Origin of the sequence: Streptomyces sp. NPDC002619 (assembly GCF_042889305.1) — a bacterium.
Classification (GTDB): Bacteria; Actinomycetota; Actinomycetes; order Streptomycetales; family Streptomycetaceae; genus Streptomyces.
In genome coordinates this window covers 99,692-112,824 of the sequence record NZ_JBIAQV010000002.1, presented here as the reverse complement: position 1 = coordinate 112,824, position 13,133 = coordinate 99,692, and the positions used below count along the sequence as shown (strand labels likewise).

Genomic DNA, 13,133 nt, shown 5'->3' with positions numbered 1-13,133 from the left:
CGGGGTTCGTGACGGCGGAGGCAGCCGTGGTGCTGCCCGTCCTGGTGGCGTTCACGATGGCACTGGTCTGGGGGCTGTTCGTGGTCGCGGCGCAGATCCAGTGCGTGGATGCGGCCAGGGCGGGCGCGCGGGCGGCCGCGCGGCAGGATCCTGCCGACGCGGTCGTGACGGTCACCCGGGAGGCGGCACCCGAGGGCGCCGACGTCACGGTCGCCCGGAAGGGGGACCAGGTACGGGTGACAGTTGTGGCGAAGCCGCCGCTGCTGAGCGGTCTTCCTCTGGAGGTGCGGGAGGAGGCCGTGGCGGCGGCGGAGGAGGCGGTGGGGACCGGGGAGGCGGGGCCGTGAGCCGGCGCTTTGTGAGCTGTTTCTCCGACCGGGGTTCCGCCACCGTATGGAGTATCGGCGCGATCGGGATCCTGTGCGTGGTGTTCGGCGTCGTGCTCGCCCTCGGGCAGGCCGTCGTGGTCCGGCACCGTGCGGCGGGCGGTGCGGATCTCGCGGCGCTCGCCGCGGCGGACCACTGGGCCGAGGGTGCGGAGGCGGCGTGCGCCCGCGCCGAGCGGGTGGCCTCGGCACAGGGGACGCGGTTGGCTCGGTGCGCCGTCGTGGGCGAGATCTCGGACGTGACGGCGACGGCGGGCAGCGGCCCCTTCGCGGCGGAGGTCAGGGCACGTGCGGGCCCGGCAGGACCGGTACCGCAGGACCCGCCACCAGACCCGTCAGGGGACCGGCTGGAGGCGCCCGAGCCGACCGGCGGTCCCCCAGCCCCATAGCCGGCCACCAGGCCCGCAGCCGGCCGATGCCGAGGTTCGCGGAAGCTGGCCGGGCCACGGGGCGGAAATCGGCCGGCCCATGGGCACCCGAGCCGGTTATCCCGCGGGAACCGCCTCGTCCGGCTTCTTCCCCGGCTTCTCCCCGGGCTTCTCCTCCGGCGCCCCCCGCAGCAGCGTCGTGAGGAGCCGGACCGCGCCCCTCTTGTGCAGTGGGTCGTTGCCGTTGCCGCACTTGGGGGACTGGACGCAGGACGGGCAGCCGGCCTCGCACTCGCAGGAGGCGATGGCCTCGCGGGTGGCGGTGAGCCAGTCGCGGGCGGTGTGGAAGGCGCGCTCCGCGAATCCCGCCCCGCCGGGGTGGCCGTCGTAGACGAAGACCGTGGGCAGGAGCGTGTCGGGGTGCAGCGGGACCGAGACGCCGCCGATGTCCCAGCGGTCGCAGGTGGCGAACAGGGGCAGCATGCCGATCGAGGCGTGCTCGGCGGCGTGCAGGGAGCCGCCGAGGATCTCCGGGTTGATCCGGGCCTCGTCCAGCTGGTCCTCGGTGACCGTCCACCACACGGCGCGTGTGCGCAGCGTACGAGGAGGGAGGTCGAGCTTCGACTCGCCCAGTACTTCACCGGTGATGAGCCGCCGACGCAGGAAGGAGACCACCTGGTTCGTGACCTCGACCGAGCCGTAGCACAGGCGCCCCGCGCCCCAGGGGACCTCGACGTCCGTCTCCAGGACGGAGATCGACGTCGTGTCGCGGGCGACCGTCGAATAGGGCGGGTCGGCCTGTTCGACCAGGGCGACCGAGTCCTCCAGGTCCAGGGAGCGCACCAGGTACGTACGGCCCTGGTGCAGGTGCACCGCTCCCTCGTGCACCGTCGAGTGCGCGGCGCTCGCGTCGACCGTGCCGAGCAGCCGCCCGGTGCCGGTCTCCACGACCTGCACCGGCCGTCCGCCCGCGCCGCGGATGTCGGTCAGGTCGGCGGCCCGCTCCCGGCGCGTCCAGTGCCAGGCCTTCGTCCGCCGGCGCAGCAGCTTCGCGGCCTCGAGCTGCGGCAGCAGTTCCGCGCAGGCGGGGCCGAAGAGGTCCAGGTCCTCGTCGGTCAGCGGGAGTTCCGCGGCGGCCGCGCACAGGTGCGGGGCGAGGACGTAGGGGTTGTCGGGGTCGAGGACCGTGGACTCGACGGGCTGGTCGAACAGGGCCTCGGGGTGGTGGACGAGGAAGGTGTCCAGCGGGTCGTCGCGGGCGACCAGCACCGCGAGGGCGCCCTGGCCCGAGCGGCCCGCCCTGCCCGCCTGCTGCCACAGGGACGCGCGCGTGCCCGGGTATCCGGCGATCACGACGGCGTCCAGGCCCGACACGTCCACGCCGAGCTCCAGGGCGGTCGTGGCGGCCAGGCCGAGGAGTTCGCCGGAGTGCAGGGCGCGTTCCAGGGCGCGGCGCTCCTCGGGGAGGTAGCCGCCGCGGTAGGCGGCGACACGCCCGGCCAGTGAGCGGTCGACCTCGGCGAGGCGCTCCTGGGCGATGACCGAGATCAGCTCGGCGCCGCGCCGGGAGCGTACGAAGGCGACCGAGCGCACGCCCTGCACGGCGAGGTCGGTCAGCAGGTCGGCCGTCTCGGCGGTGGCGGTACGCCGGACGGGGGCGCCCTTCTCGCCGTGCAGCTCGGTGAGCGGGGGCTCCCAGAGAGCGAACACCAGTTCCCCGCGTGGGGAGGCGTCGTCGGCGACCTCGACCACCGGCAGGCCGGTCAGCCGCCGGGCGGCCACGGCGGGCTCGGCGGCGGTCGCGGAGGCCAGCAGGAACACCGGCGACGCGCCGTAGCGCGCGCACAGCCGGCGCAGTCGGCGCAGCACCTGGGCCACGTGGGAGCCGAAGACACCCCGGTAGGTGTGGCACTCGTCGATCACGACGTACTTGAGCGACTTCAGGAAGGAGGACCAGCGGGGGTGGGACGGCAATATGCCCCGGTGCAGCATGTCGGGGTTGGTGAGGACGTAGTTGGCGTACTGGCGGATCCACTCCCGTTCCTCGAACGGAGTGTCGCCGTCGTACACGGCCGGGCGTACGGCATTGCCCAGAGGTTGTGAAAGTTCCTTCACCGAGCGGCACTGGTCCGCCGCGAGGGCCTTCGTGGGCGCCAGATACAGGGCGGTGGCGCCGCGGCCGTTCGGGGCCTCGGAGCCGTCCAGGAGCGCGGAGAGGACCGGGACGAGGTAAGCCAGGGACTTGCCGGACGCCGTGCCGGTGGCCACGATCACCGAGTCGCCGTCCAGGGCGTGCTCGGCGGCCCGTGCCTGGTGGGCCCACGGGTCGGTGATGCCCGCGGCCTGGACGGCGGCGATCACCTCCGCGCGAATCCGGTCAGGCCAGACGGCATGGCGGCCCTCGCGCGGGGGCAAGTGCTCCGTATGAGTGATGCGCGAAGCCCGGCTCGGGACCGAGACGAGCCGGTCCAGGACCACGCCCGGAGAGAAGCCGGGCGCGTCGTTCGCCGGATGCCGATCGGATCGGTGATTCTTGGCCATCGGCATCGAGTGTGTCACCGGAGTGACGGACAATGGGGCCAAGGCGTCGTGCACGCCTGCCGGTAAGTGATTGAATGCCATCGCGGCTGGCGTTGCGTCCCGGGGGCCGCAAGCCGAGGTGTCCCGAGGGGCGACCGCTCGATAGCAAGGTGCTGGAGGATCCGTGGACCTGTCCCTGTCGACCCGTACCGTCGGCGATCGTACGGTCGTCGAGGTCGGTGGCGAAATCGACGTATATACCGCGCCCAAGCTGCGCGAGCAGCTGGTCGAGCTGGTGAACGACGGGAATTTCCACCTCGTCGTCGACATGGAGGGCGTGGACTTCCTCGACTCCACCGGGCTCGGCGTGCTGGTCGGCGGCCTGAAGCGTGTGCGTGCCCATGAGGGCTCGCTGCGCCTGGTGTGCAACCAGGAGCGCATTCTGAAGATCTTCCGCATCACCGGTCTCACCAAGGTGTTCCCGATTCACACCTCGGTCGAGGAAGCGGTGGCGGCCACCGACTGACCCCGGGCCTGCCGACCGACCCCGGGCCGCCGATCGGTCCGAGTCGTGAGGCAGGCCCTGCTCCGGGCCAGGTCGCCCGGGGCGCATGAAGTTCATCCAGGGGGGTCAGGGCTTTCGGCGGCCCGGCCCCCCGAGCGCACGCCCGTTGTTCAGAGGGGGATGCATGGCCACCGTTGAACTCCGCTTCAGCGCGCTGCCCGAGCACGTCAGGACCGCCCGACTCGTGGCGGCAGCGGTTGCGCGCAGGGCCGGAGTGGACGAGGCCGTACTCGACGAGGTCCGGCTCGCCGTGGGCGAGGCCTGCTCCCGTGCCGTCGGACTGCACCAGAGCTCCGGCATCACCTCGCCGGTGAAGGTGGCGCTGATCGAGGAGGAGAAGCAGTTCTCCATCGAGGTCGGCGACGAGGCGCCGCGCTCGGCCCCGGGTGACCGGGCTCCGGGGAGCGCCACGGAGGAGACGGACGCGGAGGCCGAGGAGGACGAGATGGGCCTCGCGGTCATCAGCGGCCTCGTCGACGACGTGGAGGTCACCGCCGGGGAGCACGGCGGTCTGATCCGTATGACCTGGCCGACGACCCCGCCGGCCACCGTGCTTGCCTGACGCCGCACGGCGACGCGTTTATCCGTACCGAAGGGCCCCACCCGGTGGGGCCCTTCGGCATGTGCGGCTGCTGAGGCCCCCGCGTACAGTGATTCAGAGGATTTCGTGAATTGATTCACGATCAATCACGCGATAATGGATCAAGCGTCAATGCTTTTGGGGCATTACCTCTTTCGGGTTCCGTGACCGGCCGTCGATCATTTGCTGAGGAGCATGTGAAGGGCAACTTCATTTCCCGCGCTCTGTTTTGATCAGGTTCCGGTACCTACAATCCGTCCACATCTTGAGCTCAGCCCAAGCGTCAAGGAGGACGAATGGCGGGGCTTTCTACCCCTCATCAGTTGGGCCACCCCACAACCTTCGCGGCAGCGGTCCTGACGGACGACAACCGGATCCTGGTGGCGGTGATCGCGGTCGTCGCACTGGCGGCACTCGTGGTCGCCGGGATCCTGGTGCGCCAGGTGCTCGCCGCCGACGAAGGCACCGACAGCATGAAGAAGATCGCGGCGGCGGTCCAGGAAGGCGCAAACGCCTATCTGGCCCGGCAGCTGCGCACGCTCGGCGTATTCGCCGTGGTCGTGTTCTTCCTGCTCCTGCTACTGCCCGCGGACGACTGGAATCAGCGCGCCGGACGATCGGTCTTCTTCCTGATCGGTGCGGCGTTCTCGGCAGCCACCGGCTATATCGGCATGTGGCTCGCCGTGCGCAGCAATGTGCGCGTCGCCGCGGCGGCCCGGGAAGCCACCCCGGCCGAAGGCGAGCCGGAAAAGGATCTCACCGCCGTCTCGCACAAAGCCATGAAGATCGCATTCCGCACGGGCGGCGTCGTCGGCATGTTCACAGTGGGGCTAGGCCTGCTGGGCGCCTCCTGTGTGGTGCTCGTGTACGCGGCCGACGCGCCGAAGGTGCTCGAAGGCTTCGGCCTCGGAGCCGCCCTGATCGCGATGTTCATGCGAGTCGGCGGCGGCATCTTCACCAAGGCCGCCGACGTCGGCGCCGACCTGGTCGGCAAGGTCGAGCAGGGCATTCCGGAGGACGATCCGCGCAATGCCGCGACCATCGCCGACAATGTGGGCGACAACGTCGGCGACTGTGCCGGCATGGCGGCCGACCTGTTCGAGTCGTACGCCGTGACCCTGGTCGCCGCGCTGATTCTCGGCAAGGTGGCCTTCGGCGACTCCGGGCTCGCCTTCCCGTTGCTCGTGCCGGCGATCGGTGTGATCACCGCGATGATCGGCATCTTCGCGGTCGCCCCGCGCCGCAGCGACCGCAGCGGCATGACCGCGATCAACCGCGGCTTCTTCATCTCCGCGGTGATCTCGCTAGCGCTCGTCGCGATCGCGGTCTACGTCTATCTGCCCGGGAAGTACGCGGACCTCGACGGCATCACCGACGCGGCGATCCGGAGCAAGGACGGCGATCCGCGGATCCTCGCCCTGGTCGCCGTGGCCATCGGCATCCTGCTCGCCGCCGTGATCCAGCAGCTGACCGGCTACTTCACCGAGACCAACCGCCGTCCGGTACGGGACATCGGCAAGTCCTCGCTCACGGGTCCCGCCACCGTCGTCCTCGCCGGCGTCTCGTTGGGTCTCGAATCGGCCGTCTACACCGCGCTGCTGATCGGCCTCGGCGTCTACGGCGCGTTCCTGCTCGGCGGTACGTCGATCATGCTCGCGCTGTTCGCGGTGGCGCTGGCCGGAACCGGTCTGCTCACCACCGTCGGTGTGATCGTCGCCATGGACACCTTCGGTCCGGTCTCCGACAACGCGCAGGGCATCGCCGAGATGTCCGGCGACGTGCAAGGCGCGGGCGCGCAGGTACTCACCAACCTGGACGCGGTCGGCAACACGACCAAGGCCATCACCAAGGGCATCGCCATCGCCACGGCAGTGCTGGCGGCGTCGGCGCTCTTCGGGTCGTACCGCGACGCGATCACCACCAATGTGCAGGACGTGGGCGCGAAGCTGACCGGTCCGGGCGCGCCGCTGAGTCTGTCCATGGACATCTCGCAGCCCAACAACCTCGTCGGCCTGATCGCGGGCGCGGCGGTCGTCTTCCTCTTCTCCGGACTCGCCATCAGCGCCGTGTCGCGGTCGGCGGGTTCCGTGGTGTACGAGGTGCGGCGGCAGTTCCGCGAGCACCCCGGGATCATGGACTACAGCGAGCAGCCGGAGTACGGCAAGGTCGTCGACATCTGCACCAAGGACGCCCTGCGCGAGCTGGCCACGCCGGGACTGCTCGCCGTGATGGCGCCGATCTTCATCGGGTTCACGCTCGGTGTGGGCGCGCTCGGCTCCTACCTCGCCGGTGCGATCGGCGCGGGCACGCTGATGGCGGTGTTCCTCGCCAACTCCGGCGGCGCCTGGGACAACGCCAAGAAGCTCGTCGAGGACGGCCACCACGGCGGCAAGGGCAGCGAGGCCCACGCCGCCACGGTGATCGGTGACACGGTCGGCGACCCGTTCAAGGACACCGCCGGTCCCGCGATCAACCCGCTGCTGAAGGTGATGAACCTGGTGTCGCTGCTCATCGCGCCCGCGGTCATCAAGTTCAGCTACGGCGAGGACAAGAGCCTCGGCGTACGGATCCTGATCGCGGTCATCGCGCTCGTCGTCATCGTCGGCGCGGTGTACGTGTCCAAGCGGCGCGGTATCGCCATGGGGGACGAGGAGGCCAACGCCGATCGGTCCTCCAAGTCGGCTGATCCCGCGGTGGTTTCGTAGCGGTCCCACCAAGGAGCCGCACAACGTGCGGGCGGGAGGCGCGTGTTGACGTGCCGCCCGCCCGTTCGTGTGTGTGAGTGCCCTCATCGTGAGCCTTCTCTCGCCCGGCACAAAAATCACCAAAAGGTCTCATTACCGTCATTCAGTGAGCGGATGGTGTCCGTCCGGCGTGTAGGGTCCGGGGGCCGAGAGCATGGAAGGGACCGATCCGGTGAACAAGAAGCTCGCGGCCGCACTGTCCAGTGGTGCGGTACTGGCGCTGGCGCTGACGGGATGCAGCAGCGGAAGCGGCAACAACGACAAGCTGGACGCCTGGGCCAAGCAGGTCTGCGACGCGGTGCAGCCGCAGGCCAAGAAGATCGCGGACGCCAACACCGCGATCCAGAAGCAGACCTCGGACAACAGCGCGCCCTCGGACGTGCGGAAGACCGACGCGCAGGCCTTCCAGGACATGTCCGACGCCTACAAGGCGATCGGTACCGCCGTGAACTCGGCTGGCGCGCCGAACGTCGACAACGGCGCGAAGAAGCAGCAGGACGCCGTCAAGGAGCTCAACGGCATCTCGGCGCAGTACGCGGCCCTCAAGAAGCAGGTCGACGGGCTCGACACCAAGGACCAGGCCAAGTTCGCCGACGGCCTCAAGGACATCGCCACCCAGCTCGACAAGCTGAGCAGGACCGGCAACGACGCGCTGAAGACCCTCGAGGAGGGCGACGTCGGCGCGTCGATGGCCAAGCAGCAGAGCTGCAAGTCGGCGTCCTCTTCGGCGTCGGCCTCGTCGACGGCGGGCTGAACCCGGGCCGCTCGCGTGCGCGCGTTGTCGGTGCCGGCGGACACAATGGAGGACGTGAGTAACGCCATGCTGTCCTCCCTGCCGTCCACGGACCGCCCCGATGTCGCCGCCCGGCTGCGCGACGCGCTGCTCGGCGCCTCCTTCACCGCCGACGGGCTGCTCGAACTGCTCGGCGCTCCGGCGTACGCGGCGCTGGCCCGCAGCGAGACGGTCCCCGCGCTGCGGGCGACCCGCGGAGACACGCCGCTGGAGACGCTCGTCCGGCTGTTCCTGCTCCAGCAGCCCGTGCCGCACGCGCGCGTGGGGGACGTGCTGCCGGTCGAGGAGTGCCTGGAAGCCGGCTGGCTGGTGCGGACCGGCGGGGACGAGGTTGCGGCGACTGTCGACGTCCGGCCCTACGGCGGGCCCGGCGGCGAGGACTGGTTCATCGTGTCCGACCTCGGCTGCGCGGTCGGCGGCGCCGGTGGGATCGGCAGCCGGGACGAAGGGGTCGTCCTCGGCGTCGGCGGCGCCTCCACCACCCTCGCGGGCATCACCGTCCGCACGCCCGTGTCCTCGGCGCTCGACCTCGGCACCGGCTCCGGCATCCAGGCGCTGCACGCCGCCCAGCACGCCACGTGCGTGACGGCGACCGACGTCAACCCGCGCGCGCTGCACATCACCGCGCTGACGCTCGCCCTCTCCGGCGCCCCGGCGGCCGAGCTGCTTCAGGGGTCGCTGTTCGAGCCGGTCAAGGACGGGGAGACGTACGACCTGATCGTGTCGAACCCTCCGTTCGTGATCTCGCCGGGCGCCCGGCTGACGTACCGCGACGGCGGGATGGGCGGGGACGATCTGTGCCGCTCGCTCGTTCAGGAGTCGGGGGAGCGGTTGAACGAGGGCGGGTTCGCGCACTTCCTCGCCAACTGGCAGCACGTGGAAGGGGAGGACTGGCAGGACAGGATCAGATCGTGGGTGCCGCGCGGGTGCGATGCCTGGGTCGTGCAGCGCGAGGTTCAGGACGTCACGCAGTACGCCGAGCTGTGGCTCAGGGACGCCGGTGACCACCGCGGGGACCAGGCCGAGTACCAGGCGCGGTACGACGCGTGGCTCGACGAGTTCGAGGCGCGCAAGGTCAAGGCGGTGGGCTTCGGCTGGATCACCCTGCGCAGGACCGGGGCCGCCGTGCCCTCGATCACCGTGGAGGAGTGGCCGCACCCGATCGAGCAGCCGCTCGGCGACACGGTCCTGGCCCACTTCGCCCGTCTCGACTACCTCCGGGAGCACGACGACGCGGCCCTGCTCGACAGCCACTTCAGACTGGTCGCCGAGGTCGTCCAGGAGCAGGTGGGGCTGCCTGGCGCCGAGGACCCGGAGCACGTCGTGCTGCGCCAGAACCGAGGGATGCGCCGCGCCACCCGGGTCGACACGGTCGGCGCCGGCTTCGCGGGCGTGTGCGACGGCACGCTGAGCGCGGGCCGCATCCTCGACGCCATCGCCCAGCTCATGGGCGAGGACCCGGTGGTGCTCCGCGACCGCACACCGGCCCAGATCCGGCTGCTGGTGGAACAGGGGTTCCTCGAACCGGCACGGTGAGCCGGGACCGTCGGCCTCGGCACGCCCTCGGGCGACGGTTGAGCCGTCACCGGAGGCGCCCGGAGCCGTTCGCATCGCTCCCCGGAAGCCCCGGACCTTAAAACGGCCGGAAAAAAAATCTGTGTGCGACTTCGCACCGGGTTGCGCGAGGAGGTGTGCGTGGGGTTCCCGGCCCCGCGTTCACCCCGGGTTCTCCCGGCCGCCGTCCGCGCGTGCCAGCCTCCCCGCGCTGGGTAGTCGCGGACGGCGGAAATGAGGCACGGGGAGCCATGGAGAGCGGACCGGCGATCTTCGCGGGAGTGGTGTTCGCCCTGTTCGGAGCGGCACTGCTGGTGTGGACCGGCGTCCGCGTCCGACGCGGCGAACCCGTCGCCCAGGGTGTGAACCAGGTCGCATCGGCGACTCTCGCAGGCCTCGCCGCGGTGATCGCGCTCGGCCTCGGGTCGTACTGCTTCACCCGCATCTGACGACGGCAGACGTGATGATCTGCGCGTAATCGGAGCGCCACCCTCCGGACATGGGCGAACGGACTGCCTGGCAGTCCGGGCGGCAGGAATGCCGGTAGTCGGGTTACCGTTCGAGTGGCCGTTGCGGGCTTTTCCCGTTTGACACGGGAGCGGGATGTACCGTCACACTCCGCAGCGTCACCACCACCCGACCCCGGGACCAAGGCCTGGGGAGGCCAAGCGTCGACCCGAGAGAAGAGCGAAGTTGTCCCCGACCAGCGAGACCGCAGAGGGCGGCCGCCGACTCGTCATCGTCGAGTCGCCTGCCAAGGCGAAGACGATCAAGGGCTACCTCGGCCCCGGCTACGTAGTCGAAGCGAGCGTCGGGCACATCCGCGACCTTCCCAACGGCGCCGCGGAGGTGCCGGAGAAGTACACCGGCGAAGTCCGCCGCCTCGGTGTGGACGTCGAACACGACTTCCAGCCGATCTATGTGGTGAACGCCGACAAGCGGGCCCAGGTCAAGAAGCTCAAGGATCTGCTGCGCGACTCCGACGAGCTCTTCCTCGCCACCGATGAGGACCGCGAGGGCGAGGCCATCGCCTGGCACCTCCTCGAGGTGCTCAAGCCCAAGGTCCCGGTCAAGCGGATGGTGTTCCACGAGATCACCAAGGACGCGATCCGCGCGGCCGTAGCCAACCCGCGCGACCTGAACCAGCGCATGGTCGACGCCCAGGAGACCCGCCGCATCCTCGACCGTCTCTACGGCTACGAGGTCTCGCCGGTCCTGTGGAAGAAGGTCATGCCGCGTCTGTCGGCCGGCCGTGTCCAGTCGGTCGCCACCCGGCTCGTCGTGGAGCGGGAGCGCGAGCGCATCGCGTTTCGTTCTGCTGCGTACTGGGACCTGACGGGCACCTTCGGCACCGGCCGCGCCGGGGACTCGTCGGACCCGTCGACGCTGGTCGCCCGCCTCCAGACCGTCGACGGCAAGCGCGTCGCGCAGGGCCGCGACTTCGACTCCCTCGGACAACTCAGGAGCGCGAACACCCTTCACCTCGACGAGGCGAACGCCCGCGCCCTGGCCACCGCCCTGGAGAACACCAGCTTCTCGGTCCGTTCCGTCGAGTCGAAGCCGTACCGCCGCTCGCCGTACGCCCCGTTCCGTACGACGACGCTGCAGCAGGAGGCGAGCCGCAAGCTCGGCTTCGGCGCGAAGGCCACGATGCAGGTCGCGCAGAAGCTGTACGAGAACGGCTACATCACCTATATGCGTACGGACTCCACGACGCTGAGCGACACGGCGATCAGCGCTGCCCGCGCCCAGGTCACGCAGCTGTACGGCGCCGACTACCTGCCCTCGGCCCCGCGTACGTACGCCGGCAAGGTCAAGAACGCGCAGGAGGCGCACGAGGCGATCCGCCCGTCGGGCGACCGCTTCCGCACGCCCGCCGAGACCGGCCTGACCGGTGACCAGTTCAAGCTGTACGAGCTGATCTGGAAGCGGACCGTCGCCTCCCAGATGAAGGACGCGACCGGCAACAGCGTGACCGTGAAGATCGGTGGCACCGCCGCCGACGGCCGGGACGTCGAGTTCAGCGCGTCCGGCAAGACGATCACCTTCCACGGCTTCCTCAAGGCCTACGTCGAGGGCGCCGACGACCCGAACGCCGAGCTGGACGACCGCGAGCGCCGGCTGCCGCAGGTCGCCGAGGGTGACGCCCTGTCCGCCGAGGAGATGACGGTCGACGGGCATGCCACCAAGCCTCCGGCCCGCTACACCGAGGCCTCGCTGGTCAAGGAGCTGGAAGAGCGCGAGATCGGCCGCCCGTCGACGTACGCGTCGATCATCGGCACGATCCTCGACCGCGGCTACGTGTTCAAGAAGGGCACGGCCCTGGTGCCGTCCTTCCTGTCCTTCGCCGTGGTCAACCTCCTGGAGAAGCACTTCGGCCGGCTCGTCGACTACGACTTCACCGCCAAGATGGAGGACGACCTCGACCGCATCGCCCGCGGCGAGGCCCAGGCCGTGCCGTGGCTGAAGCGGTTCTACTTCGGCGAGGGCGACGCGGCCGGCGCGGCCGAGGCCGGCAACGGCGACGGCGACCACCTCGGCGGCCTCAAGGAGCTGGTGACCGACCTGGGCGCGATCGACGCCCGTGAGGTGTCGTCGTTCCCCGTGGGCAACGACATCGTGCTGCGCGTCGGCCGCTACGGCCCCTACATCGAGCGCGGCGAGAAGGACACCGAGCAGCACCAGCGCGCGGACATCCCCGACGACCTTGCGCCGGACGAGCTGTCCGTCGACCTGGCCGAGGAACTCCTCGCCGAGCCGAGCGGCGAGCGCCCGCTGGGCAACGACCCGGAGACGGGCCGTCCCGTCGTCGCCAAGAAGGGCCGCTACGGCCCGTACGTCACGGAGATCCTCCCCGAGGGCACCCCGAAGACGGGCAAGAACGCCGTCAAGCCGCGGACCGCCTCGCTGTTCAAGTCGATGACGCTGGACACGGTGACGCTCGAGGACGCCCTGCGGCTGATGTCGCTGCCTCGCGTCGTCGGCACGGACGCCGACGGCGTCGAGATCACCGCGCAGAACGGGCGCTACGGGCCGTACCTGAAGAAGGGCACGGACTCGCGCTCGCTGCAGTCCGAGGACCAGCTCTTCACGATCACGCTGGAGGAGGCGCAGGCGATCTACGCCCAGCCCAAGCAGCGTGGCCGCGCCGCCGCCAAGCCGCCGCTGAAGGAGCTGGGCGAGGACCCGGTCAGCGCGAAGCCCGTGGTTGTCAAGGACGGCCGCTTCGGGCCGTACGTCACCGACGGCGAGACCAACGCGACCCTGCGCTCCGGCGACAGCGTCGAGACGATCACCCCGGAGCGTGGCTTCGAGCTGCTCGCCGAGAAGCGCGCGAAGGCGCCCGCCAAGAAGACGGCGAAGAAGGCACCCGCGAAGAAGGCGGCCCCGGCCAAGAAGACCGCCGCCAAGAAGACGGCGGCGAAGAAGACGACCACGGCCGCGAAGAAGACGACGGCCAAGAAGACCACCGCGAAGAAGGCGACGGCGTCCAAGTCGGCTTCCGACGAGTAGCGAGCGAGCCTTCGCTACGAGTGGCGAGTGTTCGCAAAACGAACGCCCCGGCATCACTTTGGTGTCGGGGCGTTCGTACGTCACGACGGCTGCCGCGGGCTGTCGGTGGC

10 protein-coding genes are annotated in these 13,133 nt (G+C 70.3%); 9 read left to right on the top strand and 1 reads right to left on the bottom strand.

What is annotated here, in order from left to right; all coding sequences use genetic code 11:
• The first annotated feature begins 8 nt into the window (after positions 1–8).
• Positions 9–347, top strand: coding sequence for a TadE family type IV pilus minor pilin (locus ACFYXB_RS04610; RefSeq protein WP_389577649.1), 339 nt, complete (start codon positions 9–11; stop codon positions 345–347).
• The gene (locus tag ACFYXB_RS04605; protein ID WP_389577646.1) at positions 344–775 is read left to right on the top strand and encodes an Rv3654c family TadE-like protein; all 432 of its coding nucleotides are present in this window, start codon (positions 344–346) and stop codon (positions 773–775) included. The genes ACFYXB_RS04610 and ACFYXB_RS04605 overlap by 4 nt, the downstream gene beginning before the upstream one ends.
• A 96-nt stretch (positions 776–871) precedes the next feature.
• Here the strand turns inward: ACFYXB_RS04605 and ACFYXB_RS04600 are convergent, their stop codons facing one another.
• Entirely contained in the window at positions 872–3,376 is a 2,505-nt protein-coding gene (locus tag ACFYXB_RS04600) for a DEAD/DEAH box helicase (protein ID WP_389577643.1), read from the bottom strand.
• Between the two features lie 82 nt (positions 3,377–3,458).
• Between ACFYXB_RS04600 and bldG the strand changes: the two genes are divergently transcribed.
• From bldG to topA, 7 genes are all read left to right on the top strand, one after another.
• Positions 3,459–3,800: an anti-sigma factor antagonist BldG gene (bldG, locus tag ACFYXB_RS04595; RefSeq protein WP_010986038.1), complete on the top strand. Its 342-nt coding sequence runs from the start codon at positions 3,459–3,461 to the stop codon at positions 3,798–3,800.
• A gap of 163 nt (positions 3,801–3,963) precedes the next feature.
• Positions 3,964–4,401 carry an ATP-binding protein gene (locus tag ACFYXB_RS04590; protein WP_389577640.1) on the top strand — a complete coding sequence of 146 codons (438 nt, stop codon included), beginning with the start codon at positions 3,964–3,966 and terminating at the stop codon, positions 4,399–4,401.
• A 314-nt stretch (positions 4,402–4,715) separates the two neighbouring features.
• The gene (locus tag ACFYXB_RS04585) at positions 4,716–7,124 is read left to right on the top strand and encodes a sodium-translocating pyrophosphatase (protein WP_389577638.1); all 2,409 of its coding nucleotides are present in this window, start codon (positions 4,716–4,718) and stop codon (positions 7,122–7,124) included.
• A 193-nt stretch (positions 7,125–7,317) separates the two neighbouring features.
• Positions 7,318–7,917 carry a small secreted protein gene (locus ACFYXB_RS04580; protein WP_389577635.1) on the top strand — a complete coding sequence of 200 codons (600 nt, stop codon included), beginning with the start codon at positions 7,318–7,320 and terminating at the stop codon, positions 7,915–7,917.
• Between the two features lie 45 nt (positions 7,918–7,962).
• The gene (locus ACFYXB_RS04575) at positions 7,963–9,492 is read left to right on the top strand and encodes a methyltransferase (RefSeq protein ID WP_389577633.1); all 1,530 of its coding nucleotides are present in this window, start codon (positions 7,963–7,965) and stop codon (positions 9,490–9,492) included.
• Positions 9,493–9,761: 269 nt separating this feature from the next.
• Complete coding sequence (locus tag ACFYXB_RS04570; RefSeq protein WP_351355154.1) at positions 9,762–9,959, top strand: hypothetical protein; 198 nt, start codon at positions 9,762–9,764, stop codon at positions 9,957–9,959.
• A 244-nt stretch (positions 9,960–10,203) separates the two neighbouring features.
• Complete coding sequence (gene topA, locus ACFYXB_RS04565; protein WP_389577630.1) at positions 10,204–13,023, top strand: type I DNA topoisomerase; 2,820 nt, start codon at positions 10,204–10,206, stop codon at positions 13,021–13,023.
• The last annotated feature ends 110 nt before the right edge of the window (positions 13,024–13,133 follow it).

Coding starts and splice junctions, on each gene's coding strand:
- ACFYXB_RS04590 (WP_389577640.1), top strand. CDS start 3,964: ATGGCCACCGTTGAACTCCGCTTCAGCGCGCTGCCCGAGCACGTCAGG.
- ACFYXB_RS04570 (WP_351355154.1), top strand. CDS start 9,762: ATGGAGAGCGGACCGGCGATCTTCGCGGGAGTGGTGTTCGCCCTGTTC.
- ACFYXB_RS04585 (WP_389577638.1), top strand. CDS start 4,716: ATGGCGGGGCTTTCTACCCCTCATCAGTTGGGCCACCCCACAACCTTC.
- ACFYXB_RS04575 (WP_389577633.1), top strand. CDS start 7,963: ATGGAGGACGTGAGTAACGCCATGCTGTCCTCCCTGCCGTCCACGGAC.
- ACFYXB_RS04580 (WP_389577635.1), top strand. CDS start 7,318: ATGGAAGGGACCGATCCGGTGAACAAGAAGCTCGCGGCCGCACTGTCC.
- ACFYXB_RS04600 (WP_389577643.1), bottom strand. CDS start 3,376: ATGGCATTCAATCACTTACCGGCAGGCGTGCACGACGCCTTGGCCCCA.